Raw genomic sequence first — 23,961 nt, 5'->3', positions numbered from 1 at the left:
ATGGGTCCATGCGTCGCACAGGACTCGACGACCCGGAGGGGGTCCGGTTCGATCCCGACCGTCCCACCGGTGACGCGGCGCTCGTCATCGCCGGCTCCAGCGGGAGGGTCGACGACCAGCGTGCCGCACGCTTCGCGCGGAGCGGTTTCATCGCCGAGTCCATCCGCTGGTTCGGTGGTCCCGGCCAGCACGCTGGCCCGTGGGAGATCCCACTCGAGGGCTTCATCGACCGGATCGAGCGACTCCGTGCCGTCAGCGACCGGGTGTGGGTGGTCGGCACGTCGCTCGGCGCGGAAGCGGCGCTGCTCGTCGGCGGCCAGCCCGGCGTGGACGGAGTGATCGCCTTCGCTCCGTCCGATGTGGTCTGGTCGTGGAAGGACGATGCCGGCGTCGAACGCTCGCACTGGACCCTCGGGGGCGAGCCGCTGCCGTTCGTGCCGCTCGACTGGTCTGCCGCCGAGCCGGAGGAGCCGGCGAGGTTCCGTCCGCTCTACGAGCGCTCCTGGCGTCGGGACCCGACCGCGGTGCTGCACGCGACCATCCCGGTCGAGCGCATCGGGAAGCTCCTCCTGGTGGCGGGCGGAGACGACCAGGTCTGGCCGAGCACCGCCAGTGCGGACCGGATCGTCGCCCGTCGGCAGGCTGCCGGCTCGGAGACGATCGTCGTCACCTCCGAGGACGCCGGGCACCGGACGGTCCTCCCCGGCGAACCGGTCGTGGTCGGCGGCCTCCCCATGCTGCGCGGCGGCACGGAACGAGCAGACCGCACCCTCGGAGCGCGGGCCTGGTCGGCGGTCGTCGCGATGACGGGCGATGGTGGATGATCTCGACATGCCGTCCGTGACCCCTGGCGAACGACGCGCCTCTACGGACGCGTTCCTCGTGCACCTGCAGCATCTGTTCGCGAACGACACGGACTGGAACGACGGCATGCAGTGGGTCGCCGGCCGCGCCCTGACCGACGACGTCGCGGTCGTGCTCTACCGCGATCGCCCGGGAGGCCCGGTCCTCGGGCGTCGCTACGACCTGGCCGTCGAACGCGCGCTGTTCACGGACGACAGCGCCGAAGCGATCGCCGGCGAGGCCTGGACGGGCGAGCTCCTTCCGGTGGACTGGGCCGACGGGCTCTGCGACGCCCCACGGAGCGTGCACTGGATCGGTGCGGCACCGTGAGGACGGGGCTGGGTCAGGACGACTCTGGTGCGGTCAGAAGATCGCGATGGGGTTGACCGGGACGCCGGTCAGTCCGGGGATCCGGGGCGGCGCGACGCTGAGCAGGAAGTCGTAGCGGCCGAGCCCGACGCAGGTGGAGGCGAGTTCGTCGACGGCGGCACTGTCGATGAGGGGCATGCCGAACTGGACGAGCCCGCGGCGGGCGAGTGACGCCTCCCGACCGTCCGCTGACGTGGTCCTCGTCGGCCGCGACGGATCAGCCCGGTCCGTCGCTCGCAGCGGCCAGGAGCGGTACGACGACGTCCGACAGCGGTGTGCGGACACCGTGCCGACGGCCGCGGCGCTGCACGACGCCGTTCCGCGCGTCCCACTCGAGCGGGAGGCCCGCGGTGCGATCCGTGAGGATCGACGTCCCGAGGTCGGCGGGCCGGGTCCGGAAGCCCTGCAGGATCGCCTCGACCACGCCGTCGTCGAGCACGGCCCCGTCCGCGCGGGCCACCGCGAGGCATTCGCGGAGGTAGGCACGGGCGACGTCGGCGACGTCCTCGCGCACGTACATCCCGGACCGGCGGCCGGTCAGGACCATGAGCCCCGCCACCGCGTTCTGCAGGAGCTTCCGCCAGGCGACGGCGTGGAAGTCCGTCGTCGTCGCGACCGTGCACCACGAACCGTCGAGTGCCGCCACGACCCGGTCGGCCGCGGCACCGGCCGGCAGGGTGAGCCGGGCCGCTCCGTGGAGGAGCACCTCGTCGTCGGGTCCGCGGGTCGCCGGGAACCAGACCACTGCCGGGACGATCGCTGCGCCGTGGACGAGCGGCCCCACCGTCTCGACCTGCTCGATGCCGTTCTGCAGCACGCACACGACGGTGTCCGGACCGCACACGGCCTGCAGCAGCGGAGCGACGCCGTCGACCTGTGTGGTCTTGACCGCGACGACGACCAGGTCGAAGGGGCCGTCGACGGGGTCGCCCTCCGTCCGGACCGGACCCGGCACGACGACGCGTCCCGACCCGGTCCGCAGGCGGAGCGCGTCGCGGGCCGAACGACCGAAGACGACCGGAGTGCGACCGACCTGGTGCAGGGCCGCCGCGACCGTGGTGCCGATCGCCCCCGGACCGATGAGCGCGATGGACGTCACCGTGGCCCACCGGCATCGGCGACCCGGCCGGCGGCGTCCGCCCGGAGGATCGCACGGAGCAGCGCTTCGCCCCCGGCCTCCAGGGATCCGTCGTTGCAGATCTCGAGGTCGACGTGCTGGTCGGGTGCGGGGTCCGGGCGGTGCAACCGTGCCGCCACCGCCTCGGCGGACTCGCGACTGCGCGCCCGGAGCCGCTCGGCGCGGACGGCGTCCGGCACGCTCACCCGGACCACCACGAGGTGTTCGCAGCGCCGGCTGAGTTCCGCGAGGACCCCGCGCGAGACGTTCGCGACGACGGTCCGGCCGGCACGGAGGTCCTCGTCGGTCTGCGCCGGGATGCCGTAGTCGAGCCCGTGGGCGTGCCAGTGGACGGCGAACGCACCCGCTCGGGCCGCCGCCGCGAAGGCCGCCGCGTCGAGCGGGTCGTGGTCCTCGCCCGCGCCCGAGGGCCGGGTGATCGTGCGCCGCGGGAACCGGACGGTGTCGGAGGTCCGGGCTCGTGCGTGGTCGATCAGGGCGTCCTTGCCGACGCCGCTCGCCCCGACGACCGCGACGAACGTCCCGGGCCCGATCGGGGTCGGGCCGGCCGGGGCCGGGCCGATCGGGCTCATGACACGCGCTCCCCGGTGCGGTAGACGCCCCGGACGACGGGCATGCTCCGACCGTTCGGACGGCGCTCGTCGGCGGGCAGCCCGTGCGTGGCGACCCGCACCAGGTCCGCACGCTTGCCGACCGCGATCTCGCCCCGGTCGTCGAGTCCGACCGCGCGGGCCGGGTTCGTGCTGATCAGCCGTGCGCCCTGCGCCATGGTCAGCACGCCGTCGGCCACGAGCTGGAAGACGGCGTGCAGCGGGCTCGACGGCACGTAGTCGGACGACAGGACGTCGAGCAGTTCGAGGTCGAGCAGCTCCGCCGCCGCGACGTTGCCGGACTGGCTGCCACCGCGGACGATGTTCGGCGCTCCCATCACCACCTGCAGACCCTGGTCCACCGCGGCCTGCGCAGCGACGACGGTCGTCGGGAACTCGGAGATGTGCACGCCGAGGGAGACCGACTCCGCCACGTGCTCGGGCGTCGCGTCGTCGTGGGCGGCGAGGGTGATGCCACGCTCGGCCGCGAGCCCGGCGATGGCGCGGCGGTTGCGACCGGCGTGGAGGGCCGACTGCTCGTGCAGCAACCGCACGTACTGCTCGAAGTCCGCCTCGCTCACCCGACGCTTGGCGAGGTAGTAGCGCTTGAAGTCCTCGATGTCGGCGTACTGGCGCTGACCGGGCGTGTGGTCCATCAGCGACGCGAGCCGGACGTACTGGTCGTCGTCGAACTCGTGGAAGGCGTCGAGGCAGTCGGCCGACGACACCTCGCAGCGCAGGTGGATCGCGTGCTCGGCACGGAGCAGCCCGGCGTCCATCGCCGACTCGACGGCCTCGGCCAGACGGTGCGCCGCCGCTGCCGCACCGTCGCGTCCGTCGGGCTCCGACCCGATGCGCACCGCGTCGAACACGGTCGTCGCCCCGGCTGCCGAGAGCTGGGCGTCGTGGGCCAGGACCGCGGGCAGCGGGTCCCACGAGACACCGGGGCGCGGGCTGAAGTGGTACTCGAGGTGGTCGGTGTGCAGCTCGACGACACCCGGCATCAGGTGGTCGCCGTCCAGGTCCTCCCCGACGGTCGCGGCCGGACCGCTCGTGATGTCGGCGATCACACCGTCGCGGACCAGGACGGAACCGAGCACGGTCTCGTCGCCGAGCACGACACGGGTGTTGGTAAAGACGGTCTCGCGGGTCATCGTGTTCCTTCGCTGGCTGGGGCTTCTGCGGTGCGGGAGGTGAGGGTGGGGTGGAGCCGGTGCGCGGTGTGCAGGACGAACGGCGCTCCGGGCTCGGGTTCGACGAACAGCGCCAGGGCGTCGATCGGGACGTCCTGCCCCAGCACCTCGTCGAACCAGCTCCGGAGCATGCGTTCGACCTCGGGCTGCTGGCCAGCCGGGACGCGGTCGGTCAGGGTCAGGTGGAAGCGGAACTCCTCGAGCACGTACGGGTAGCCGTAGGTGTCGAGCAGCTCCCGTTGCCGCTCGGTCAACGAGGCCGGGTCGCGGCGAGCGCGGTCCGCGTCGGACAGCGGCGCCCGGAAGCGGTCGAACTTCACGACCACGTCGTTCGCGATGGCGTCGAGCCGCGGGGCCGGGACGCCGGGGACCAGCGCGAAGAAGCCGTCCATCCGCGTCAGGGTCAGCGCCGGGAGCACGACGTGCGGGCGTCGGGCGGCGAACCGGGCGACCGCACCGTCCAGCTCGTCGAGACCGTGCCCGCGCGCCAGCCGGAAGGGTGCCTTGAGCGTCCCGTGGAAGCCGTACCGCCGGGCGTGCTCGGTGATCGCGTCGATCGATGAACGACTGTGCCCGAGCGGCGTCGCGGCGGTCACCGGCTCCCCGGTGACGCTCCGGCCCAGCCACTGTTCCGCCAGGGTGCGGAGCCGGGCCGCACCCGCGTGCACCGACGGCGTCCCCGGCACGGCGTAGAGCGCGGCCCTCATGCGTCCACCCGTGCGCGTTCCCGTGCCACCGCCGGCGACGACATCGCGACGTCGACGACGCGGTCGGCGACCGCGTCCCGCACCGCGACGTCGTGGAAGATCCCGAGCATCGCGGTGCCGTCGCGACGCTTCTCGGCGATCAGCTCGACGACCACGTCGCGGTTCCGCACGTCGAGCGACGCGGTCGGCTCGTCCAGCAGCAGCAGCGGCAGGTCCGCGATGAACCCGCGCGCGATGTTCACCCGCTGCTGCTCGCCACCGGAGAAGGTGGCGGGCGGCAGCGACCACAGGCGTTCCGGGATGTGCACCCGGGTGAGCAGCGTGGCGGCGCGGTCACGGGCCTCCCGGCGGTCGACGCCACGCTCGAGCAGCGGCTCGGCGACCACCTGGAGCGCGGGCACGCGCGGCACGCACCGCAGGAACTGGCTGACGTACCCCATGCTGTCGCGGCGGGCCGCGATGACCTGCCGGGGGTCGGCGGTGGCGAGGTCGAGCGGCGGGTCACCGCCGAGCAGGACGCTGCCCCGGTCGACGGCGTAGTTGCCGTAGACCATCTTCAGCACCGAGCTCTTGCCGGCGCCGGACGCGCCGCCGAGGACGACGCACTCGCCGGGGTGCACGCGGAAGCTGAGTCCGCGGAGCACCTCGATCTGCTGCCCGCCCTGCAGGTGCATGGTGAAGGTCTTCTCGACCTCGGAGACGGTGAGGATGGGTTCGGTCATGGTGCGTTCACCCCTGGAGGATCGAGGAGACGAGGAGCTGCGTGTACGCAGCCTGGGGGTCGTCGAGCACCCGGTCGGTCAGGCCGGACTCGATGACCCGCCCGCCCTGCATGACGAGCGTGCGGTGCGAGATGAGCCGCGCGACGGCGAGGTCGTGCGTGACGATCACGACGGCCAGACCGAGCTCCGCGACGAGCGAGCGGATCAGGTCGAGCAGACGCGCCTGCACCGACACGTCGAGCCCACTGGTCGGCTCGTCCATGAACACCAGCCGCGGTGAGACCACGAGGTTCCGGGCGATCTGCAGGCGCTGCCGCATGCCGCCGGAGAACGTCGCCGGGGTGTCGTCGATGCGGTCCACCGGGATCTCGACGCGCTCGAGCCACTCGGCCGCAGCGGTCCGGATCTGTCCGTAGTGCCGCCAGCCCGTCGCCATCAGCGGTTCCCCGACGTTGCCGCCGGCGCTGACGTGCATCCGGAGGCCGTCGGCGGCGTCCTGGTGCACGAAGCCCCACTCGGACCGCCACAGCCGCCGGAGGGTGCTCTCGCTGAGGTCGCCGAGCTCGACCGTCTCGCCGTCGGCCATCGTGTACCGGATCGACCCCTCCGTCAGCGCCAGGCGTCGGGAGAGGGTGCCGAGCAGGGTGGACTTGCCGGAGCCGGACTCACCGACGACGGCGAGCACCTCACCCGGCCACAGCTCGAAGTCGACGTCCCGGCAGCCGTACCGGTCGCCGTAGCGGTGTCCGGCGCCGCGGACGGCGAGCAGGGGACGTGGCTCGCTCATGCGGTGACCTCCTCGGTCGTCGTGGTCGGGACGGCGGTGGGCACGGCGGCCCCGGGGGCCCCGCCCGCGGGGGCGGCGCCTCCAGCGGCGGTGCCCGCGGCGGCCCGCTCGCAGTGGTCGGTGTCCGAGCAGGCGAACAGCACGCCCCCGACGTCGTCCGTGATGATCTCGTCGAGGTACACCCCGGTCGACCCGCAGATCGCACACGGCTGCTCGAACCGCTGGGGCTCGAACGGGTGGTCCTCGAACCCCAGGCTGACGACATCGGTGAACGGCGGCACGGCGTAGATGCGCTTCTCACGACCGGCGCCGTACAGGTGCAGCGCAGGGCTCCGGTGCAGCTTCGGGTTGTCGAAGCTCGGGGTCGGCGACGGGTCCATCAGGTACCGCCCGTTGACCATCACCGGGTACGCGTACGTCGTGGCGATGTGGCCGAACCGGGCGATGTCCTCGTAGAGCTTCACGTAGACCAGGCCGTACTCCTCGAGCGCGTGCATCCGCCGCGTCTCGGTCTCGCGCGGCTCCAGGAAGCGCAGCGGCTCGGGGATCGGCACCTGGTAGACCATGACCTGGCCGTCGTGCAGCGGTGTCTCGGGGATGCGGTGCCGGGTCTGGATGACCGTCGCCTCGTCCGTGCGGGTCGTGGTGGCGGCGCCGCTCACCTTGGCGAAGAACTGGCGGATGGACACCGCGTTCGTGGTGTCGTCGGCGCCCTGGTCGATGACCTTCAGGACGTCGTCCTCACCGATCACGGCGGCGGTCACCTGCACGCCGCCCGTGCCCCATCCCCGCGGCATCGGCACCTCGCGGGACGCGAACGGCACCTGGAACCCGGGGATCGCCACCGCCTTGAGCAGGGCGCGGCGGATCATCCGCTTGGTCTGCTCGTCGAGGTACCCGACGTTGTACACCAGCTCGCCGCTCATGCGCGGACCTCTTCCGTCTCGGCGACAGCAGCCGCGCGTTCCTCGTGCTCGTGGCGGAGCCGTCGGACCAGGCCGAGCTCCGCCTGGAAGTCGACGTAGTGCGGCAGCTTGAGGTGCTCGACGAACCCCGTCGCCTGCACGTTGTCGCTGTGGCTGACGACGAACTCCTCGTCCTGCGCCGGCGCCTCCCGCCGCTCACCGAACTCGTCGGCGCGCAGTGCCCGGTCGAGCAGCGACATCGACATCGCCTTGCGCTCACTCCGGCCGAACGCCAGGCCGTAGCCGCGGGTGAACTGTGCGGGCTTGTCGGCACTGCCGGTGAACTGGTTGATCATCTGGCACTCGGTGACCTCGACCCGGCCGAGCGGCACCGCGAAGCCGAGCTCGGGGGCGTCGAACTCGACCTCGACCTCGCCGACCCGGACCTCCCCGGCGAACGGGTGCGTGCGACCGAAGCCGCGCTGCGTCGAGTAGCCGAGCGCGAGCAGGAACCCCTCGTCGCCCCGCGCCAGTGCCTGCAGCCGTTCGGCGCGGCTCATCGGGAACATCGTCGGGTCGCGGGTCAGGTCGGCGGGCTCCGGGTCGGTGGAGTCCGGCGAGCGCTCCGGTTCGATGAGCGACGCGTCGCCGAGCAGGTCGTTGACGCGCGGCATCGGACCGGACGGCTCCGCCGCACTCGCCGTGACGACGGGCCCGTCGGTGGTGGCCTCGGCGAACAGGCGGTGCGTGTAGTCGAAGGTCACGCCCAGCTGCTGTCCGCCCGGCAGGTCCTTGAACGTCGCCGAGATCCGTCGCTGCGGCGGGAGCGTCGCGGTGTCGAGCGGCAGCGTGTAGCCGAAGCGCGGCAGGGTGGTGCGGTAGGACCGCACCAGGGTGACGGCTTCGAGCACGTCGCCCTGCGCCTGCAGGACGGCGCGTGCCGCCAGCTCGGGGTCGTACAGCGACCCCTCGTTCATGACGCGTGCGACGAGCACGGCGAGCTGGCCGGCGACCGCGTCGACGGCGATCCGGGGCGTGCCGGGATCGCCACGGCCCTCCTGGGCGAGCAGGGCGTGGGCGTTCGCGATCGCCTTCTCGCCGCCCTTGACTGCGACGTACATCAGGCCTCCGTGGTGGTGTCGGACACGGCGAGCCGTGTGGTCCGGGGGAAGGCCGAGACGTGGTCGTCCTCGACGAGGAGCAGGTCCACGCCGCGCGGGAACCGCGCGGTGTTCGCCCGCCACTCGTCGAGGAACGCGGCGTCGGCCCAGGGGGCGTCGACGTCGACGGTGCCGTCGATGCCGGGGCCGCTCGCGGTGAGGCGCACGGCAGCGTCGAGGTCGCGCACGTCGAGGACGACGGTCGTCGACCGGTGCGGGTCCATGTCGGTGCCCTGGGCCAGGTCGGCCAGGGCCGGACGGGAGGCACGGGTCACCACGACGAAGTCGGCGTCGGCCGGGCGGGCGGCTCGGGTCACACCCGTGTGGAACGACAGCCAGGCCGCGAGTGCGGGGTCGTCGCCGGCTGCGCCGGCGATCCACACCGAGCACTCCTCGTCCAGCAGGGTCAGTGCGACGGCGGCGAGTCCCGGTCCGAACGCCGTCGGCGGCACCGGGGGGACGCGCAACGGGTACCGGCGGCCGGGGTGGGCGAGGGCGTCGAGGACCGCGCGGAACACGCGCTGGGCGTCGAGCGTGGGGTCGTCGAACCCGGGGGTGGGGATGGCTGCGGCGGTGCTCATGCGTGCTCCCGGGAGACCGTGAAGAAGTCGACCAGGGTGCTGCGGGCCTCGACCCGGCGGGCTTCGTCGCGCTCGGCCCGGGCGTCCTCGAGCGGCTCGACGACGTCGGCGAGCACCTGCTCCCGCAGGCCGGCGTCGGCGAGCAGTCCGTCGAAGACGGCCGCGAGCCGCGCGTGCTCCAGGTCGGTGCCGAGCAGGTAGGAGGTCCCGACGACGTCGGCGTCGAGCGGGCCGCCGTGCAGCCGCACCGTCGCGCGGCTCACCGTCGCCTCGCCGAGGTTGAAGCGGTCCCCGCCGGCGTCGACCCGCGCACGGACCATGACGAGTCCGGTCTCCGGACCGCGGATGGCCTGCACGTCGGGCTTCGGGTCGAGTCGTCGCCACGCGGCGTCGAGCTCCGCGGTCGGTGCGAGCGCGAGGGTGCGCATCCACCGCTGCCGTTCGGCGACGGCCGCCGGCACTCCGGGTTCGGTCTGCATCACGTACTCCAGTCAAGTTGTCTGTGTTTCTGGATAACTTGACCGTAGCCCGGGCCGGGGTCCGGCACGACCTCCCGAGGCGACGCAGAGCACGACAGCGGGTGAACATCCGGGGAACGGGCCGGACCGGCGTCGACGTGCGCCGACGGTAGAGTGCGGTCGCATGACGGTGCAGGGGCGGTCCGCGAGCGGGTACTCGGCGTGGCGACTCATCGCCGACGAGATCCGCCGCGAGATCTTCGACGGTTCACTGCCGCCCGCTGCCAAGCTCCCGACCGAGGGCGCACTCGCCGAGCGCTTCCGTGTCCACCGGAACACCGTCCGGCAGGCGGTCGCAGCCCTCGCGGCCGAGGACCTCGTCCGCTCCCGGCGCGGCAGCGGCACGTTCGTCGTCGAGCACTCCGTGATCGTGCACCGGATCGGCCTCCGGACACGCCTCAGCGACAGCCTCGGACGTCGGGGCTCGGCCGTGTCGGGCCGGTTGCTGTCCGCCGACACGGTGACCGAGCCGCCGCCCGAGGTCGACGAGCAACTGCAGCTCGACGGCCGTCCGGCGCTGCTGCTCGAGTCCGCCCGCTCCGTCGACGGCATCACGATCTCGCGGGGCACGCACTGGTTCGACGCCGACCGGGTGCCCGGCGTCGACGTGCACTTCGCCCGCACCGGGTCGATGACCGCCGCGCTGCGTGCCGTGGGGATCGAGGACTACCTCCGTGCCCACACGACGGTCGGCGCACGCATCGCGAGCGGCGAGGAGTCGTCGGACATGGCCCTGCCGATGGGGACCGTGGTGCTGGTCGTCCACGCCCTCGACGCACTGCCCGACGGCACACCCCTGCAGGCGGGGATCACCCGGTTCCGCGCGGACCGGGTGGAACTCGACGTCGAGCGCCCCGACGCGGGTGTCGGGGCGCTCGACCGGACCGGCCCCGCTGCCGAGGACTAGCCCTCGTAGCGGTCCAGGAAGTCCTCGACCGACAGGGTCCGGAAGTCCCCGAGCCGGGCCCGGAGCGTCGCGTGGTCCCAGTCCCACCAGGCCAGGCGCTGCAGTCGTCCGGCGGTCTCCGGGGGCTGTCGGAGCCGGATCACCCGCGCGGGCACCCCGGCGACGACGGCGTACGCGGGGACGTCCTTCGTGACCACCGCACCGGACGCCACCACCGCGCCGTCACCCACGGTCACCTCGGGCTTGACCTGGGCGCCGTGGCCGATCCAGGTGTCGTGCCCGATCCGCGTCCGCCGGGCACGACGCTGCGCGAACCAGGCCTCGTCGTCCTCGGCGTCGTCCCAGTAGTGGCTGCTGCGGTACATGAAGTGGTGCAGGGTCGCCCGGTCGAGCGGGTGGTCGGTCGCTCCGATCCGGACGGCGCTGGCGATGTTCGCGAACTTCCCGACGGACGTGTTCGCGATGTCGCACAGCCGGTCGCAGTAGCTGTAGTCGGCCATCTCGCTGTCGGTGAGCCGGCAGTCGTCGCCGATCTCGACCCACCGTCCGAGCGTGCTGCCGGTCATCGCGGTGCCCGGCCCGACGGCGGGCTCCTCGGACAGCCGGAGTCCCCCGGCGGTCGGTAGGCCGTGCCCGCTCACCGGTACACCCGACGCATCCAGGCCGCCAGGCCCTCGACCGCGAGCACGGCGACGAGCACCATGGCCACGAGGGTGGTCACCTGGCCGTGCAGGGCGAGGACGGTGGACGCGTTCGTCAGGTAGTAGCCGACACCGCCGCCGCCGACGATCCCGAGCAGCGTCGCCGCCCGGATGTTGGTGTCGACGAGGTACAGCGAGTTGCCCACCAGTGACGGCAGGCCCTGGGGCAGCGTCGCGGCCAGGTAGCGCTGGCCCCGCGTCGCCCCGGCGGCGGTGAGCGCCTGTTCCGGTCCGGACGGTACCTCCTCGAACGAGTCGGCGACGAGCTTGCCGAGCAGGCCGATCCCGCCGAACGCCAGGGCGACGACGCCGGCCTGGTTGCCGAGCCCGGTCACCATGATCAGGAAGATCGCCAGCACCAGCTCGGGGACACCGCGGAAGACGACGAGCACGACGCGGAAGACACTGCGGACCGCACCGGTCGGGGCGACGTTGCGCGCCGCGAGCGACCCGATGACGACCGACAGTACGAGCGACAGCAGGGCGGCGGCGAAGGCCACCTGCACCGTCACGAGCAGCGCCTGCCCGAAGTCGGCGAACGTGTGGCTGCCGAGGTTCGGCGGCCAGAAGCTCTGCAGCGTGGGCACCACCTGGTTCCAGGCGATGTCGTCGAAGTCGACGCCGGCCATCCACCAGCTCGAGACCACGAGCGCGACCGCTGCGAGCGACCACACGGTGTTGCGCACCCGACGGGGCGTCCACGGTCGACGGGACATCGAGGCGACGGTGACGGCGGGGCCGTCCGGTCGGGACGGAGCCGGTCGGTCCCGGGTCGCCCGACGCACGATGCGGTCGCCGAGTCCCCGGCCGGACGGTTCGACGCCGAGCAGGTTGCGGCGGATGGTCGAGGAGACCACCTCGAGCACGACGCAGAGGGCGAAGATGACGATCGCGATGCCGAGCCCCCGGCCGTACCCGGTCGGGAACTGCCCGAACGCGATCTTCATCGCGTACCCGAGCCCGCCCACGCCGGCGTAGCCGAGGATCGCGGACCCGCGCAGGTTGATGTCGAACCGGTGCAGGGCGATCGCGATCCAGGAGGGGAGCACCTGGGGGACGACGCCGGACCAGAACTCCTGCGCACGGGAACCGCCGGCGGCACGGACGGCGAGCCGGGGTCCGTCGTCGATCTGCTCGATCGCGTCGGCGAAGAGCTTGGAGATCATCCCGATCGAGTGGATGCCGAGCGCCAGGATCCCCGGCAGTGGGCTGCCCAGCGCGAACGTCAGCGAGAACGCCAGCGCGATCACGACGTCCGGCACCGCGCGGGTGAGGGCGCCGATCCCGCGTCCGAGCCACCGCGACCAGGCGACGGGCGTCGTGTTGGCGGCGGCGATCCAGGCGACGGGCACCGAGATCACCGCGGCGACGGCGGTGCCCAGGATGACGATGCCGACGGTGAGGCCGATCAGGTAGACCAGGTCCCCGGGTGCCGGGAAGCTGATCGGGTCCATCTGCTGGAACACCTTCGCGGCGTTCGCGATGCTCGTCGGGACGGCACTCCAGCCGAAGTCGAGCTCCGACAACGACCAGGCGCCGAAGGCGACCATGCCGAGCACGACGACACCGGCGATGATCCGCTGGACCGCGACCGGTCGGCGCGGCGCGCGGTCCCCGACGTCACCGGCACGGCTGACGCGCGGCGCTCCGAGGGCCGTCACCGGTCCCCCGTCGACCGGGCTGCGTCGAGCAGCTCGACGTCGCCGAGCTCGGTCGCGATGACCCGGATCTCGGCCGACGAGGTGCTCACCCGGCCGTAGATCTCCATCACCTGCGCCTTGCTGATGCCGGCGGTCGGCAGGTCCAGGACGACCGCACCGTGCCGGAGACCGACGATGCGGTCACCCCAGCCGAGCGCGATGTCGACCTGGTGCAGGCTGCACACGACCGTGAGGCCGTCGTCCGCGGCGATCTCCCGGATGAGTCGCATGACCTGCGCGCTCGACTCCGGGTCGAGTGACGCGACCGGTTCGTCGGCGAGCAGGATCTCCGGGTCCTGCATGAGGGCGCGCGCGATCGCGACGCGCTGCTGCTGCCCACCGGAGAGCTCGTCGGCCCGCTGGTGGGCCTTCTCGAGCAGGCCGACTCGGTCCAGGTGGGTCAACGCCGCGGTCCGGACGGCCCGCGGGTAGGACCAGACGCCGAGCCGCGGTCCGCGGAGCCGTGAGAGCGCTCCGGTCAGGACGTTCTCGAGGACCGTCAGGGCGGGGACGAGCTCGAACTGCTGGAAGACCATGGCGACGCGGCCACGCATGGTCCGCAACGCGCGCGGACGCAGCGTGGGGACCTCCTGGCCGAGGACGCGGACCGAACCGGAGCTCGGCCGTTCGAGTCCGTTGACGTGCCGCAACAGCGTCGACTTGCCGGACCCGGACAACCCGAGCAGCACGACGACCTCCCCCTGCTCGACGGACAGGTCGACGTGGTCGAGTGCCCTCGTGGTGCCGAAGTCCTTCGTGACCCCGCTGACGGAGATCACCGGGGAGGTCGTCGTGCGGTGCATGGTGTCAGTCCCTCGTCCGGGTCCCGCGCGTCACTTGGCGCAGTCGGCGCTGGGGATGGTGGAGCAGAGGTCGCGGATCGACTTGTAGTACGACGCGTCCTCGGCCCGGACCCCGAAGTACCCCTGGGTGAAGCCGTCGGTCAGGGTGATCCCGGCCTTCTTGATGGCGTCCGGCGATGCACCCGACAGGACCTTGGCGAGCTTCGTCTGGACGTCCTTCGGCAGCTTCGTCGAGATCGAGAGCGGGCCTCCGGGGACGTACTGCTTGCCGAGGGCCGTGATGTCGCCCTTCTTCACGGCCGGCTCGGCGACCGAGTCCTCGGCGAACCCGAGGTCGCACTGTCCCGATGCCACGGCCTGCTCGGACTTGTCGTGCGCACCGGCGAAGTACGCGGTGAACGCCGTGAACTTCGGGTTGCCGCTGGCGTCCGTCCCCGAGGTGGAGACGTCGACGCCGGCCTTGGACAGCTGGTAGAGCCCGAACAGGAAGCCCGAGGTGGAGTTCGGGTCCACGAAGCAGACGGTCTTGCCCTTGGCCTGCTTCAACGAGGTGATCGACGAGCCGGCCTTGGTGATGGCCACGGAGTAGTACCCGGGGTCCTCGACGTCCGGCGAGCTCAGCGTCGCGGCCACCGGCATCAGCGCCGCGCCCTTGTTGGTCGCCTGGACGTACTGCAGACCACCGGAGGACATCACGTCGACCTTGCCGGCGACCGAGGCGGCGATGAGCGCGGTGTAGTCGGCGGTGGGGTAGTACTCCACCTTGTAGCCGGTCTCCTTCGCGATGTAGTCCTCGAGCGGCTTGTTGTTCGCGTCGGAACCGGCCTGGTCGGGGACGGCACCGAAGACGATCGTGCCCTGGGACTTCGCCCAGCTGCCGGACGAGGAGGAGCCTGCGGCCGGGCCGTCGCCGGTCGCGGCGGTGCTGCTCCCCGAGCAACCGGTCAGGGCGACCACCGCGAGGGTCAGGACGGAGCCGACGATGCCGATGCGCTTGCTTCGGGACAGATGCATGGGAGGGCCTTCCGGTCGTGCACGCTGCCGCAGTCGATCCGCGGTCGTGTCACGGTGACGGTAAGGACGGGAGGTGGAGTGGAACCCCTCCCTCGGTGGCCAATCCGTGAACCAGTCCAGAAATCCAGACAACTCCGCCACACGCGTCGCCCGCGCCAGCCGCGTTGCGCACACCGCTCACCCGCCGCGTGCCGGTCGAGCCGTATCCTGACTCCCTGGTCGCCACCGCCGCCGCGGACCCCGTCACCATCCGGGCACCCGTCACCGCAGCAGGGCACGGCTGACCACGGAGGGAACTGTCATGAGCATGGAAGGCGTGGCCTGGAGCTCGCTGTACAAGATCTCGACCGCCCGGGACGGCAAGCACGGCATCTCCCGCGCGTCCGTGCGGCGGATCATGACGTTCGCCGTGCCGTACCGGTCGAAGCTCGTGGTCTTCATCCTGCTGTCCGTCGTGGGGGCGTTCCTGGCGGTCGCGACGCCGGTGCTCGCCGGTCAGGTGGTCGACGTCATCGCCGCCCGGGGCGCGGTCGGCACGATCGTCTGGCTCGCCGTCGTCATCGCCCTGGTCGCCGTCGCGGACGCCGCCACGTCACTCGTGACCCGCTGGTACTCGGCGCGGATCGGTGAGGGCGTGATCCTGGACCTCCGCACCGCCGTGTTCAACCACGTGCAGAAGATGCCGATCGCGTTCTTCACCCGCACCCGGACCGGCGCGCTCGTGAGCCGGCTCAACAACGACGTGATCGGCGCGCAGCAGGCCTTCAGCGGCACGCTGTCCGGCGTGGTCACGAACATCGTGGCGCTGGTCCTCACCCTGGTCGTGATGCTCAGCACCTCCTGGCTCGTGACGGTGCTCGCGGTGGTCATGCTCCCGGTCTTCCTCATCCCCGCACGCCGGATGGGCAGCCGCCTGGCCGCGCTCCGCCGTGAGGCCGCCGACCACAACTCCGCGATGAGCACGCAGATGACCGAGCGGTTCTCGGCGCCCGGCGCCACGCTCGTCAAGCTCTTCGGCCGCCCCGACGAGGAGGCCGAGGAGTTCCGCGTCCGCGCCGCCCGGGTCCGGGACATCGGGGTCCGGAGCGCGCTGCTGCAGTTCGTCTTCGTCACCGCGCTCACCCTGGTCTCCGCGCTCGCACTCGCACTCGTCTACGGGGTCGGCGGTTCGCTGGCACTCGGTGGCCAGCTGAACACCGGCGACGTCGTGACCCTGGCCCTCCTGCTCACCCGCCTGTACGCGCCGCTGACCAGCCTGGCGAACGCACGGGTGGAGATCATGAGCGCCGTCGTCAGCTTCGAGCGCGTCTTCGAGGTGCTGGACCTGCAGCCGCTCATCCAGGAGAAGCCCGACGCCGTCACCGTCCCCGAGGGCCCGGTCGCCGTGGAGTTCGACGACGTCCGGTTCGCCTACCCGTCCGCCGACAAGGTGTCCCTGGCCTCGCTCGAGGAGGTCGCCACGCTCGACACCCGCGGCGGCGACGAGGTCCTGCACGGTGTGTCCTTCCGGATCGAGCCGGGGCAGACCGTCGCCCTCGTCGGCACGTCCGGTGCCGGCAAGTCCACGATCGCGCAGCTGCTGTCACGCCTCTACGACGTCGACAGCGGCGCCGTCCGCCTGGGTGGAACGGACGTCCGTGACGTCACGTTCAGTTCGATGCGGCACACCATGGGCATGGTGACCCAGGACGGCCACCTGTTCCACGAGACGATCCTGTCGAACCTGCGTCTCGCCCGCCCCGAGGCGACCGAGGACGAGGTCTGGGACGCCGTCCGCCGTGCACGGCTCGAGCCGCTCATCCGGTCCCTGCCGGACCAGCTCGACACCATGGTCGGCGAGCGCGGCTACCGGCTGTCGGGCGGGGAGCGCCAGCGGATGACCATCGCACGGCTCCTGCTCGCGCAGCCGCGGGTCGTCATCCTCGACGAGGCGACGGCAGCGCTGGACTCCACGTCCGAGGCCGCCGTGCAGGCCGCCCTCAGCGAGGCGCTCGAGGGGCGCACGGCGATGGTGATCGCGCACCGCCTCTCCACCATCCGCAGCGCCGACCTGATCCTGGTGGTCGAGGACGGCGCGATCGTCGAGCGCGGGACGCACGAGGAACTGCTGGCCGCGGGCGGACGGTACGAGGAGCTGCACCGGACCCAGTTCGCGGTGCAGAAGGAAGCGGTGGCGGACGAGGAAGCGATCGGCGCGGTCTAAGCCTCCGAGTGCGCGGACGGCAGCGCGGACCGCGGCCGGCACCGCGGCACGAGCGCCGTCGGCCACACCTCGTGCCGGTCGACGCGCCGCCCCCGCAGCCGTTCGACGACGAGCTCGACGACCCGCGCGCCCATCCGGCGACACGGTTGTCCGACACTCGTCAGGTCCAACCGTTCCGCCAGCACGGTGCCGTCGAACCCGGTGACGACGGCCACCGTCGGCAGGTCGAGTCCGGCTCCGTGGGCAGCCGCCAGCAGCCGTGCCGCGGTCGCGTCGTTCGCCGCGACGAACGCCGTCACGCCGTCGTCCAGGTGGCGGGCGACCCGTGCGGGCTCCGCCACGAGGGTGTCGATGTCCGCCGTGCACTGCTCCCCGGGCGCCCCGAGCCAGCCGGAGACCTCGGCGTGCACCCGGCCTCGCCGTGTCGTCGACGGGAACGCGGACTCCGCCACGAAGCAGGTCCGGACGTGCCCGAGCGACGCCAGGTACAGCAGCAGGTCCCGCATGCCGGACTCCTCGTCGACACCCACCGTGTCGACCCCGACCCCGGCCAGGAGGCCCGCCCCCGACCCGAGGACGGCCACCGGCACCCGACGCGCGGCTGCGACCACCCGCGCCGGCGCGAGCCGACTGCTCACCACCGCGACCCCGAGGACACCGTCGGCCGACTTGGCGGAGGTGGTGAGGGCCTCCAGTCCGGCCACCAGGCGTGCGTCGTCGCGCCCCGCGTCGACGACCCGGAGGGCGAACCCGAGGGTCGCCGCCGTGACGTGCGCACTCGCGAGCACCTCGGCGTGGAACGGGTGTTCCGCGTCGGTGACGAGCACGCCGAGCACGAGCGGGTCGCCGGAGGCGCGTCGCCGCGCCAGGGCGCCGACCGGGAGGCCCAGCTCGTCCGCCGCGCGCACCACCCGTTCCCGACACGGTGCGGACACCCCGTCGTCGCCGCGGAGGGCGAGGGAGACGAGCGACCGGGACAGCCCGGTCGCTCGCGCCACCTCGGCGAGGGTGATCGTCATCGACCGGTGAGGGTCCAGGTGTGGACGTGCTCCCAGGTCATCGTGTGCCACCAGCGGCCGCTCCAGTCCGGGCTGGCCGTCCGGTAGAGGACGACGGTGTCGCCACGGAAGCCGGACGGCACGTCGACGTCGAGCTCGCGGATGAAGGCACCGACCTCGTCGCGCAGGTCCGGGCGGTCGTAGAGGTCGTGCGAGGCGAGCGACAGGTGTGCGCGCCACTTCTCCGGCAGGTAGTCGTTCGGCGGCGGCGAGTCCATCGAGCGGCGGAACGGGGCGACCGCGGCGTCGACGTCCGCGGCGAGCTGGATGAAGTCCTGGTTCAGGGTGCCGTCGGGGCGTTCGGCGACGTCGTACACGTAGCCGATGCCCTGCCCGCGGGCGCCGGCGTTGTGGACGTCGAACGCCGGACTGTCGGCGAGCAGCGTCGTCAGCGCCTGGACGACCTCGGTGACGTCGCGGCCGAACGGCTGGCTGCCGACCAGGGTGGCGTGGGGCGGGAACGCGCCGGCGGACACCAGGCCGTACTGGGCGCGGAGCTGGTCGGTGACGACCGTGACGGCGCGGCAGGTGCGGGCGTCGGGGCGCAGGTAGACGCCGTACCGGTAGGGGTCGGTGGCGTCGAGGGGGCGCTGGGTGCGGTCGGCGGGGTCGGACTGGGTCATGGGATCCGTTCGGTCGAGCACGTTTAGGGAACGTTCCCCATCGTGGTCACCAGCGCCCCCGCGGTGGTCGTCTGGACGGCGACGAGCAGGTGAACGGGTGGTGACGCGAACGGCACCGTCCTGCTGCCGTGCTGCCCTGCTGCCGTGCTGCCGTGGCGTTCAGCGCGGGGCGAGCGTCCGGCCCGGAACCAGCGTGCCGTCGATGGCGGTGTGCGTCGCCCGCGAGGTCACCCCGTCGATCTGGTCGACCACGTCGTCCACCGACAGGGACCCGATCACGTCGAGCGGCTGCCGCCACGAGGTGATGCCGAACAGCTCGGTGGCGAACGGCATGATGCCGTCGTACCCGGTGACGGACAGGTCCTCCGGCGCCCGGAGCCCGCGGCGGCGCATCGCCTCGAGGACACCCACCGCCCAGTGGTCGCTCGGCGCCATGATCGCCGTCACGCCCCCGACCGCCACCACGTGGTCCACGGCGGAGTCGAGCCGGCGCGGGTCGTCGCCGTGGTCCTCCAGGCGGACCAGCACCACGTCGACACCCCGCGCGCCCAGCTGCCGGGCCATCGCGTCCGTGCGGGCCGACTGCGTCAGCGACCCCGACCGGGCGACCGTGAAGACCGCGACCCGCTCGTGGCCCAGGTCGGCGACCCGGTCCGCCAGCGCCGTCCCGCCACCGTGCTCGTCGCAGTAGACGCTGCTGACCGACTCGTCCCGCTCCGGACGCCCGGCGACCACCGTCGGGATGCGCTGCGCGAACGGCAGGACGTCCTCCACGGGCAGGGCGCCGCTGCAGACGATGAGCCCCTCGACCCGCAACGCGACCAACGTCTCGAGCGCACGCCGTTCCTCCGCGATCGAGAACGACCCGGCCCCGGTCGCCGTGACGACCCGGTACCCGCGCTCGGCGGCGCGCAGCTGGAACGCCGTCAGCAGGTGCCCGTAGAACGGGGTGGAGGCGTCACGCACGAACGCGCCGACCGTGTGGGTCCGGTGCGCGGACATGCCCCGGGCGTTCGCGTTCGCCACGTAGCCGAGGTCGCTGGCGGCCTGCTTCACCCGCTCCACCGTCGCCGGTGCGACCCCGTAGGCCCCGGCGAGCGCCCGCGAGACGACGGACTTCGAGACGCCGGCGGCAGCGGCGACGTCGAGGATCGTCGGGACGGCGTGGCTCACGCCCGGGCCCGTCGTGTGGTCATCCCCTCACGGTAGCGGGCACAGCGCGTCCCTCGACGAGGAGCAGCGCCGATCGCCATCCTGAGCGCTGGCTCACCGCGCAGAAAGTCTGCCGTCGCGCACTGTTCACCGAACGGCCCGGACAGACCCCGATCGTTCTCGGTACCCGCCGTATCGCCGACCCCCTGGTCGCAGGCGGACACGTACCCGTACCCGAACGAGGAGCCCCGTGCCCAACCGTCCCGCCCGAGCACACGCGCTGTTCCGAGCCGCGTCCATCGCCACCGCTGCCGCCGCCGTCTTCGGCTCCGTCTGCCTCTCGACCACCACGGCGAGCGCCGACAGCGGCCTGCAGCCCGCGTTCACCGCGCAGGACCACCCGGTCACCGACGTCCCCGGCATGGTGAACGGCCGCGAGCTCGGCGCCTTCACCGGACTCGACGGACGCCGGGTCGACGCAACGCGGCTGATCCGCTCCGAGTCGCTCGACAAGGTCACGGCCGCCGGCGCCCAGACGCTCGCGGGCAAGTACCACGTGGACCTCGTCGTCGACCTCCGCACGCCCGGTCAGGTCGCGGCGAAGCCCGACGTGACGATCCCGGGCGCAAAGGTCGTCGACATCTCGATGTTCGGCGCCGACGGCGACTACCCGGACGACACCGTGATGTACCACGACCTGACCGACAAGGGCTACGTCGACGCTGCGGACCGCGGCCCGATGATCAGCGCCTACGCCCAGGTGCTCCAGATCCTGGCGACGCACACGACCGGCACCGTGCTCATCCACTGCTCCCACGGCATGGACCGCACCGGCACCGTCATCGACCTGCTCGACCGGGTCCTGGGCGTCGACAGCGCGGACGTCCTGCACGACTACCTGCTCTCGAACACCCAGCTCGGCGTCACGTGGGCCACCCCGCAGCTGCTGCAGGGCACCTTCGAGCACGACGTCGCGACGAAGTACGCGGGCATGGACTCGTACCTGTCGAAGACCATCGGTGTCACCCCGGCCGAGGTCGCGGCCCTCCGTGCCCGGTTCCTCGTCTCCGACGACGCCTCTGCCTCGGCCGTCACCGTCGGTGGGGTCACCGTGCCGCTCGCCGCTGCCGCGACCCCGGCCGGCGCGACCGTCACCGCACCGCTGACCGCGCTGACCGCCGCGGACGTGCACGTCACGACGACGAACTCGGCAGCGACCTCCTCGGTGGCCGTCACCGGTCGCAGCGCCGTCGTCACGGTGACCGCGGCGGACGGCACGACGACGAAGCAGTACCGCGTCACCGTGCAGCAGCCCGCCCTGTCCGTCGTCGCGAACGGCCCCGCCGCCCACGGCCCGTTCGCGCCCGGCTCCGCCGTGACGATCACGAGCGCCGGACTCACGCCCGGTGCGGTCTACTCGGTCGTCGTGCACTCCACCCCGCGCGTGATCGGCACGGTCACCGCGACGGCGGCCGGGACCGTCTCGGCCTCCGTCGTCCTGCCGGCCGACCTGGCCGCCGGCGCGCACACGCTGTTCCTGGCCGACGCGAAGGGGACCGCCGTCACCACCGCGGCACGCATCGTCCTGGTCGCCCGCTCGGCGACCGGGACCACCACGACCCGCGGGGGCACGACCGTGGCGACCGTCCCGGTCCGGTCCTCCTCCGCATCGGGTCCGTCCGTCGCCACGGGCGGCACGGTCGTGGCCAGCCCCGCCGACGGCGGCGTCCTGCCGTGGGTCCTGCTCGGCGGTCTCGGTTCGGCCCTGCTCGCCGGCCTCGGCGTGCTCCGCCTGCGCGGCCGGGCCAGCAACGGCCAGTTCCGCAGCGGCCGCTGAGTCGTGACGACACGACACACGACGAAGCGGTGGCGCCGGGGATCCGTCCTCGGCGCCGCCACCGGCGTGCTGGCGGTCGGGATGGTCGTCACCGCGATCGTCGGCCTGACGCTCCCCCACACCCGCCAGACGGGAGGCCCGCCCACCCTCGACCTCGCCGGCCACCCCGTGCAGGTGGACGGCCCCGCACCCGCCCCGAGCGCGTCGGCCACCCCCTCCGGGGTCGGCCGCTTCGCGGCCCCGTCCGTCGGTCTGGACGTGCCCCTCGGGGCCTTGAGCGTCGTCGACGACGTGGTCGAGCCTCCCGGCTTCACCTCGGCGTACTGGGTGCGGAACCTCGGCGTCGCCCCCACCGATGCGGCCCACGGCACCGTGTTCGTCGCGATGCACTCCCTGCGCGGCGGCGGTGTCGGGCCCGGGAACGCGCTCATCGACGTCGCGGCCGGGCGCCCGCGCATCGCGGCGGGGGCGGCGATCACGGTCGACGACGTCCGCTACCGCGTCACCCGCACCGAGACGGTCGGCAAGGGCGACATCCACGCCGACGCCGAGGTGTGGGCGAACACGCCGGGGCGGCTCGTCGTGATCACGTGCCTGCAGCGGCCGGACGGCGAACGGTCGGTCAGCAACGTGGTGGTCGAGGCGGTGCGAGCCTGAGGCCCGTCGTCAGGGGTACGACTCCGGTCGGCCAGTCGGGCGACTGACACACGGCCTCCGGTCGTGCGAGCATGGGGCGTCCACATCGACCGCACCAGCCGATCAGGAGGCATCGTGAACAGCGCAGACGGGGACTGCGACCGGCGGACCTTCCGCTGGGGCGTCGTCGCGATGATCGTCCTGGGGCTCGCGGTCTTCACCCCGCTCGCCGCCCGGTCCGGGAACGGCGCGACGTACTTCTTCGTCGAGATGGTGCTCGTCGCCGCGCTGCTCGGCTGGTACGAGACCCGGAAGCGTCAGCACCGCTGACCGTGCCGACGGTCAGCCGTCAGCTGCGGAGGGTGCTCGGACGTCGGCGGAGGTCCCGCCGTCCGACGATGAACCAGACGAGCGGTCCCAGCACCGGCAGCACGACCACGCCGACGACCCACACGACGGTCGCCAGCAGCGTCATCCGCTCGGTGTTCCGCACGACGGACACGACGGCCGCGACCATCAGCGCCAGGACGGCGACGAGCGCGATCGTCCACGAGATGTCGTACTGCTGGGGGATGACGGGGTTGTGCACGGCAGGACCTCCGGTTCAGGTCCGACCCTGGCGCAGCAACCGGGGCGGGTCAAGCGCCGGGATGTCTTCGATCGGTACGGTCGAGCCATGGAGATGGTCTTCCGCCCCTTGGACGTCGCGGACCCGCCCGACCGTGACGAGCTGATCAGCTTCCTGACGTCGAACCGTTTCCCCTTCCACATCACCGCGTCCCCGACTCGCGCATCGGTCGAGCAGCGCATCGCGGACGGCGCTTTCACCGGCCCGGACCACGCTGTGTTCCGCGTGGAGGTCGACGGGGCACCGGAGGGGCTGGTCGTGCTCGACGACCTCGACGAGGACGTCCCGATGATCGACGTCCGGCTGGCGGAGACAGCCCGCGGTCGTGGGATCGGCACCGAGCTCGTCCGCGCCCTCGCCACCCACGTCTTCGATTCGTTCCCGGCGGTCCCGCGCATCGAGGCGCAGACACGCGACGACAACCACGCGATGCGCCGCGTCCTCACCCGGACCGGCTGGGTCCTCGAGGCGCAGTACCGCCGCACCTGGCCGGTGGTCGGCGGCACTGCGCATCGAGGCGCAGACACGCGACGACAACCACGCGATGCGCCGCGTCCTCACCCGGACCGGCTGGGTCCTCGAGGCGCAGTACCGCCGCACCTGGCCGGTGGTCGGCGGCACGCACCGGGACTCAGTCGCGTACGGGCTCCTCCGCGACGACCACCGCACCGGCACGACGACGCCGTTCCTCGATGCCGACGCGCAGCACCGTCCAGGAGGATGACCCCGTGCGTCGCGTCCCCCTGATCACCACCGGCCTGGTCCTGGCCGTCGTCGGTGGCCTGGTCGTCGTCGGTGCGCCCGGCCGCTCCGGCCCGCAGGCACCCCTGCCGTCGTCCGGCGCTTCCGCCCGCACGGTCGCCCGGGCGTTCCTCGACGCTGCGGTCCGCCGCGACTGCCACGGCATGCGGGCGCTCTCCGCCCCGGACGACACGAACTGGTGCCCGGCCAGCCTGTGGCAGCAGTGGACCGGCGAGGGCGATCCGACGATGGACTCCTGGTCCGCCCTGCAGCGCACGACGGCAGCGGCCGACCGGCAGCAGTGCTTCGAGTTCGGGACACGCGAGACCGGTCTCACCGGCATGGAGCCCGGGGCGAACACGTGGGGCCTGTGCCTGCGCCACCACGCCGAGGGGTGGCGGGTCGTCAGCGAGGGCGTCGGCTGACCGGTCCGGCTGACCCTGCC

28 protein-coding genes and 1 pseudogene are annotated in these 23,961 nt (G+C 72.6%); 10 read left to right on the top strand and 19 right to left on the bottom strand.

Going from position 1 to position 23,961, the window contains the following annotated elements; all coding sequences use genetic code 11:
* The first annotated feature begins 8 nt into the window (after window positions 1-8).
* The gene (locus JOD51_RS00340) at window positions 9-824 is read left to right on the top strand and encodes an acyl-CoA thioester hydrolase/BAAT C-terminal domain-containing protein (RefSeq protein WP_204606543.1); all 816 of its coding nucleotides are present in this window, start codon (window positions 9-11) and stop codon (window positions 822-824) included.
* A gap of 7 nt (window positions 825-831) precedes the next feature.
* Window positions 832-1,173, top strand: a complete 342-nt coding sequence (locus tag JOD51_RS00335; protein ID WP_204606542.1) for a hypothetical protein — start codon at window positions 832-834, stop codon at window positions 1,171-1,173.
* 33 nt (window positions 1,174-1,206) lie between these two features.
* On the opposite strand, the gene JOD51_RS00330 is transcribed toward JOD51_RS00335, so the two are convergent.
* The 11 genes from JOD51_RS00330 to phnG all read right to left on the bottom strand — a co-directional run bounded on the left by JOD51_RS00330 (window position 1,207) and on the right by phnG (window position 9,474).
* Complete coding sequence (locus tag JOD51_RS00330; RefSeq protein WP_204606541.1) at window positions 1,207-1,350, bottom strand: hypothetical protein; 144 nt, start codon at window positions 1,348-1,350, stop codon at window positions 1,207-1,209.
* A 79-nt stretch (window positions 1,351-1,429) separates the two neighbouring features.
* Window positions 1,430-2,311, bottom strand: coding sequence for an oxidoreductase (locus JOD51_RS00325; protein WP_204606540.1), 882 nt, complete (start codon window positions 2,309-2,311; stop codon window positions 1,430-1,432).
* Window positions 2,308-2,922: a phosphonate metabolism protein/1,5-bisphosphokinase (PRPP-forming) PhnN gene (gene phnN, locus JOD51_RS00320; RefSeq protein WP_204606539.1), complete on the bottom strand. Its 615-nt coding sequence runs from the start codon at window positions 2,920-2,922 to the stop codon at window positions 2,308-2,310. Before phnN ends, JOD51_RS00325 begins: the two co-directional genes overlap by 4 nt.
* Complete coding sequence (locus tag JOD51_RS00315; RefSeq protein WP_204606538.1) at window positions 2,919-4,094, bottom strand: alpha-D-ribose 1-methylphosphonate 5-triphosphate diphosphatase; 1,176 nt, start codon at window positions 4,092-4,094, stop codon at window positions 2,919-2,921. The genes phnN and JOD51_RS00315 overlap by 4 nt, the downstream gene beginning before the upstream one ends.
* A complete protein-coding gene (locus JOD51_RS00310; RefSeq protein ID WP_204606537.1) occupies window positions 4,091-4,840 on the bottom strand; it encodes a DUF1045 domain-containing protein in 750 nt (249 codons plus the stop codon). Before JOD51_RS00310 ends, JOD51_RS00315 begins: the two co-directional genes overlap by 4 nt.
* Window positions 4,837-5,562 carry a phosphonate C-P lyase system protein PhnL gene (phnL, locus tag JOD51_RS00305; protein ID WP_204606536.1) on the bottom strand — a complete coding sequence of 242 codons (726 nt, stop codon included), beginning with the start codon at window positions 5,560-5,562 and terminating at the stop codon, window positions 4,837-4,839. Before phnL ends, JOD51_RS00310 begins: the two co-directional genes overlap by 4 nt.
* A gap of 7 nt (window positions 5,563-5,569) precedes the next feature.
* The gene (gene phnK, locus JOD51_RS00300; protein WP_204606535.1) at window positions 5,570-6,349 is read right to left on the bottom strand and encodes a phosphonate C-P lyase system protein PhnK; all 780 of its coding nucleotides are present in this window, start codon (window positions 6,347-6,349) and stop codon (window positions 5,570-5,572) included.
* Window positions 6,346-7,275: an alpha-D-ribose 1-methylphosphonate 5-phosphate C-P-lyase PhnJ gene (locus tag JOD51_RS00295; protein WP_204606534.1), complete on the bottom strand. Its 930-nt coding sequence runs from the start codon at window positions 7,273-7,275 to the stop codon at window positions 6,346-6,348. The genes phnK and JOD51_RS00295 overlap by 4 nt, the downstream gene beginning before the upstream one ends.
* Complete coding sequence (locus JOD51_RS00290) at window positions 7,272-8,375, bottom strand: carbon-phosphorus lyase complex subunit (protein ID WP_204606533.1); 1,104 nt, start codon at window positions 8,373-8,375, stop codon at window positions 7,272-7,274. Before JOD51_RS00290 ends, JOD51_RS00295 begins: the two co-directional genes overlap by 4 nt.
* Window positions 8,375-8,995 carry a phosphonate C-P lyase system protein PhnH gene (gene phnH, locus JOD51_RS00285; protein WP_204606532.1) on the bottom strand — a complete coding sequence of 207 codons (621 nt, stop codon included), beginning with the start codon at window positions 8,993-8,995 and terminating at the stop codon, window positions 8,375-8,377. The genes JOD51_RS00290 and phnH overlap by 1 nt, the downstream gene beginning before the upstream one ends.
* The gene (phnG, locus tag JOD51_RS00280) at window positions 8,992-9,474 is read right to left on the bottom strand and encodes a phosphonate C-P lyase system protein PhnG (protein ID WP_204606531.1); all 483 of its coding nucleotides are present in this window, start codon (window positions 9,472-9,474) and stop codon (window positions 8,992-8,994) included. Before phnG ends, phnH begins: the two co-directional genes overlap by 4 nt.
* A 163-nt stretch (window positions 9,475-9,637) precedes the next feature.
* Between phnG and phnF the strand changes: the two genes are divergently transcribed.
* Window positions 9,638-10,420, top strand: coding sequence for a phosphonate metabolism transcriptional regulator PhnF (phnF, locus tag JOD51_RS00275; protein ID WP_204606530.1), 783 nt, complete (start codon window positions 9,638-9,640; stop codon window positions 10,418-10,420).
* On the opposite strand, the gene JOD51_RS00270 is transcribed toward phnF, so the two are convergent.
* The 4 genes from JOD51_RS00270 to JOD51_RS00255 are packed head-to-tail and all read right to left on the bottom strand — an operon-like array spanning window position 10,417 to window position 14,638.
* Window positions 10,417-11,061 carry an LbetaH domain-containing protein gene (locus JOD51_RS00270; protein WP_259558234.1) on the bottom strand — a complete coding sequence of 215 codons (645 nt, stop codon included), beginning with the start codon at window positions 11,059-11,061 and terminating at the stop codon, window positions 10,417-10,419. The two genes, phnF and JOD51_RS00270, sit on opposite strands and share 4 nt — an antisense overlap.
* Window positions 11,058-12,782 carry a PhnE/PtxC family ABC transporter permease gene (locus tag JOD51_RS00265; RefSeq protein WP_259558236.1) on the bottom strand — a complete coding sequence of 575 codons (1,725 nt, stop codon included), beginning with the start codon at window positions 12,780-12,782 and terminating at the stop codon, window positions 11,058-11,060. The genes JOD51_RS00270 and JOD51_RS00265 overlap by 4 nt, the downstream gene beginning before the upstream one ends.
* Window positions 12,779-13,624 carry a phosphonate ABC transporter ATP-binding protein gene (phnC, locus tag JOD51_RS00260; RefSeq protein WP_204606529.1) on the bottom strand — a complete coding sequence of 282 codons (846 nt, stop codon included), beginning with the start codon at window positions 13,622-13,624 and terminating at the stop codon, window positions 12,779-12,781. Before phnC ends, JOD51_RS00265 begins: the two co-directional genes overlap by 4 nt.
* 30 nt (window positions 13,625-13,654) lie before the next feature.
* The gene (locus JOD51_RS00255; protein WP_204606528.1) at window positions 13,655-14,638 is read right to left on the bottom strand and encodes a phosphate/phosphite/phosphonate ABC transporter substrate-binding protein; all 984 of its coding nucleotides are present in this window, start codon (window positions 14,636-14,638) and stop codon (window positions 13,655-13,657) included.
* 301 nt (window positions 14,639-14,939) lie between these two features.
* Here JOD51_RS00255 and JOD51_RS00250 point away from each other — a divergent pair, with 301 nt between their 5' ends.
* The gene (locus tag JOD51_RS00250) at window positions 14,940-16,841 is read left to right on the top strand and encodes an ABC transporter ATP-binding protein (RefSeq protein ID WP_204606527.1); all 1,902 of its coding nucleotides are present in this window, start codon (window positions 14,940-14,942) and stop codon (window positions 16,839-16,841) included.
* On the opposite strand, the gene JOD51_RS00245 is transcribed toward JOD51_RS00250, so the two are convergent.
* The 3 genes from JOD51_RS00245 to JOD51_RS00235 form a co-directional block, all read right to left on the bottom strand.
* Entirely contained in the window at window positions 16,838-17,860 is a 1,023-nt protein-coding gene (locus JOD51_RS00245) for a LacI family DNA-binding transcriptional regulator (RefSeq protein WP_204606526.1), read from the bottom strand. The genes JOD51_RS00250 and JOD51_RS00245 overlap by 4 nt on opposite strands.
* The gene (locus JOD51_RS00240; protein ID WP_204606525.1) at window positions 17,857-18,522 is read right to left on the bottom strand and encodes a 2'-5' RNA ligase family protein; all 666 of its coding nucleotides are present in this window, start codon (window positions 18,520-18,522) and stop codon (window positions 17,857-17,859) included. Before JOD51_RS00240 ends, JOD51_RS00245 begins: the two co-directional genes overlap by 4 nt.
* A 159-nt stretch (window positions 18,523-18,681) precedes the next feature.
* A complete protein-coding gene (locus JOD51_RS00235; protein ID WP_204606524.1) occupies window positions 18,682-19,695 on the bottom strand; it encodes a LacI family DNA-binding transcriptional regulator in 1,014 nt (337 codons plus the stop codon).
* A 229-nt stretch (window positions 19,696-19,924) separates the two neighbouring features.
* Here JOD51_RS00235 and JOD51_RS00230 point away from each other — a divergent pair, with 229 nt between their 5' ends.
* The 3 genes from JOD51_RS00230 (at window position 19,925) to JOD51_RS00220 (ending at window position 22,477) form a co-directional block, all read left to right on the top strand.
* Window positions 19,925-21,511 (top strand): tyrosine-protein phosphatase, encoded by a 1,587-nt coding sequence (locus JOD51_RS00230; protein WP_204606523.1) that lies wholly within the window; start codon window positions 19,925-19,927, stop codon window positions 21,509-21,511.
* Window positions 21,512-21,514: 3 nt separating this feature from the next.
* Complete coding sequence (locus JOD51_RS00225; RefSeq protein ID WP_204606522.1) at window positions 21,515-22,168, top strand: class F sortase; 654 nt, start codon at window positions 21,515-21,517, stop codon at window positions 22,166-22,168.
* Window positions 22,169-22,282: 114 nt separating this feature from the next.
* The gene (locus JOD51_RS00220; protein ID WP_204606521.1) at window positions 22,283-22,477 is read left to right on the top strand and encodes a hypothetical protein; all 195 of its coding nucleotides are present in this window, start codon (window positions 22,283-22,285) and stop codon (window positions 22,475-22,477) included.
* Between the two features lie 19 nt (window positions 22,478-22,496).
* On the opposite strand, the gene JOD51_RS16790 is transcribed toward JOD51_RS00220, so the two are convergent.
* On the bottom strand, window positions 22,497-22,736 hold the full coding sequence (locus tag JOD51_RS16790) for a PLDc N-terminal domain-containing protein (protein WP_204606520.1): 240 nt from the start codon (window positions 22,734-22,736) through the stop codon (window positions 22,497-22,499).
* Window positions 22,737-22,823: 87 nt separating this feature from the next.
* On the opposite strand from JOD51_RS16790, the pseudogene JOD51_RS00210 reads away from it, so the two are divergent.
* From JOD51_RS00210 to JOD51_RS00200, 3 genes and pseudogenes are all read left to right on the top strand, one after another.
* A pseudogene (locus JOD51_RS00210) lies at window positions 22,824-23,174 on the top strand (GNAT family N-acetyltransferase); the annotation flags it as partial.
* Window positions 23,175-23,319: 145 nt separating this feature from the next.
* A complete protein-coding gene (locus JOD51_RS00205; RefSeq protein ID WP_204611381.1) occupies window positions 23,320-23,499 on the top strand; it encodes a hypothetical protein in 180 nt (59 codons plus the stop codon).
* A gap of 4 nt (window positions 23,500-23,503) precedes the next feature.
* A complete protein-coding gene (locus JOD51_RS00200; RefSeq protein WP_204606519.1) occupies window positions 23,504-23,941 on the top strand; it encodes a hypothetical protein in 438 nt (145 codons plus the stop codon).
* Window positions 23,942-23,961 lie beyond the last annotated feature (20 nt).

The sequence above is a fragment of the Curtobacterium herbarum genome, from assembly GCF_016907335.1.
Classification (GTDB): Bacteria; Actinomycetota; Actinomycetes; order Actinomycetales; family Microbacteriaceae; genus Curtobacterium; species Curtobacterium herbarum.
Note: the sequence above shows the minus strand (reverse complement) of the source record. Positions and strands in the feature narration are given on the sequence as shown.

Excerpts from the sequence above, each read along its gene's own strand:
- phnL (WP_204606536.1), bottom strand. The coding sequence starts at position 5,562 with ATGACCGAACCCATCCTCACCGTCTCCGAGGTCGAGAAGACCTTCACC.
- JOD51_RS00295 (WP_204606534.1), bottom strand. The coding sequence starts at position 7,275 with ATGAGCGGCGAGCTGGTGTACAACGTCGGGTACCTCGACGAGCAGACC.
- JOD51_RS00205 (WP_204611381.1), top strand. The coding sequence starts at position 23,320 with ATGCGCCGCGTCCTCACCCGGACCGGCTGGGTCCTCGAGGCGCAGTAC.
- phnF (WP_204606530.1), top strand. The coding sequence starts at position 9,638 with ATGACGGTGCAGGGGCGGTCCGCGAGCGGGTACTCGGCGTGGCGACTC.
- JOD51_RS00245 (WP_204606526.1), bottom strand. The coding sequence starts at position 17,860 with ATGACGATCACCCTCGCCGAGGTGGCGCGAGCGACCGGGCTGTCCCGG.
- JOD51_RS00315 (WP_204606538.1), bottom strand. The coding sequence starts at position 4,094 with ATGACCCGCGAGACCGTCTTTACCAACACCCGTGTCGTGCTCGGCGAC.
- JOD51_RS00335 (WP_204606542.1), top strand. The coding sequence starts at position 832 with ATGCCGTCCGTGACCCCTGGCGAACGACGCGCCTCTACGGACGCGTTC.
- JOD51_RS00310 (WP_204606537.1), bottom strand. The coding sequence starts at position 4,840 with ATGAGGGCCGCGCTCTACGCCGTGCCGGGGACGCCGTCGGTGCACGCG.
- JOD51_RS00290 (WP_204606533.1), bottom strand. The coding sequence starts at position 8,375 with ATGTACGTCGCAGTCAAGGGCGGCGAGAAGGCGATCGCGAACGCCCAC.
- JOD51_RS00330 (WP_204606541.1), bottom strand. The coding sequence starts at position 1,350 with ATGCCCCTCATCGACAGTGCCGCCGTCGACGAACTCGCCTCCACCTGC.
- JOD51_RS00340 (WP_204606543.1), top strand. The coding sequence starts at position 9 with ATGCGTCGCACAGGACTCGACGACCCGGAGGGGGTCCGGTTCGATCCC.
- JOD51_RS00240 (WP_204606525.1), bottom strand. The coding sequence starts at position 18,522 with ATGACCCAGTCCGACCCCGCCGACCGCACCCAGCGCCCCCTCGACGCC.
- phnK (WP_204606535.1), bottom strand. The coding sequence starts at position 6,349 with ATGAGCGAGCCACGTCCCCTGCTCGCCGTCCGCGGCGCCGGACACCGC.
- phnN (WP_204606539.1), bottom strand. The coding sequence starts at position 2,922 with ATGAGCCCGATCGGCCCGGCCCCGGCCGGCCCGACCCCGATCGGGCCC.
- phnC (WP_204606529.1), bottom strand. The coding sequence starts at position 13,624 with ATGCACCGCACGACGACCTCCCCGGTGATCTCCGTCAGCGGGGTCACG.
- phnG (WP_204606531.1), bottom strand. The coding sequence starts at position 9,474 with ATGCAGACCGAACCCGGAGTGCCGGCGGCCGTCGCCGAACGGCAGCGG.
- phnH (WP_204606532.1), bottom strand. The coding sequence starts at position 8,995 with ATGAGCACCGCCGCAGCCATCCCCACCCCCGGGTTCGACGACCCCACG.
- JOD51_RS00255 (WP_204606528.1), bottom strand. The coding sequence starts at position 14,638 with ATGCATCTGTCCCGAAGCAAGCGCATCGGCATCGTCGGCTCCGTCCTG.
- JOD51_RS00250 (WP_204606527.1), top strand. The coding sequence starts at position 14,940 with ATGAGCATGGAAGGCGTGGCCTGGAGCTCGCTGTACAAGATCTCGACC.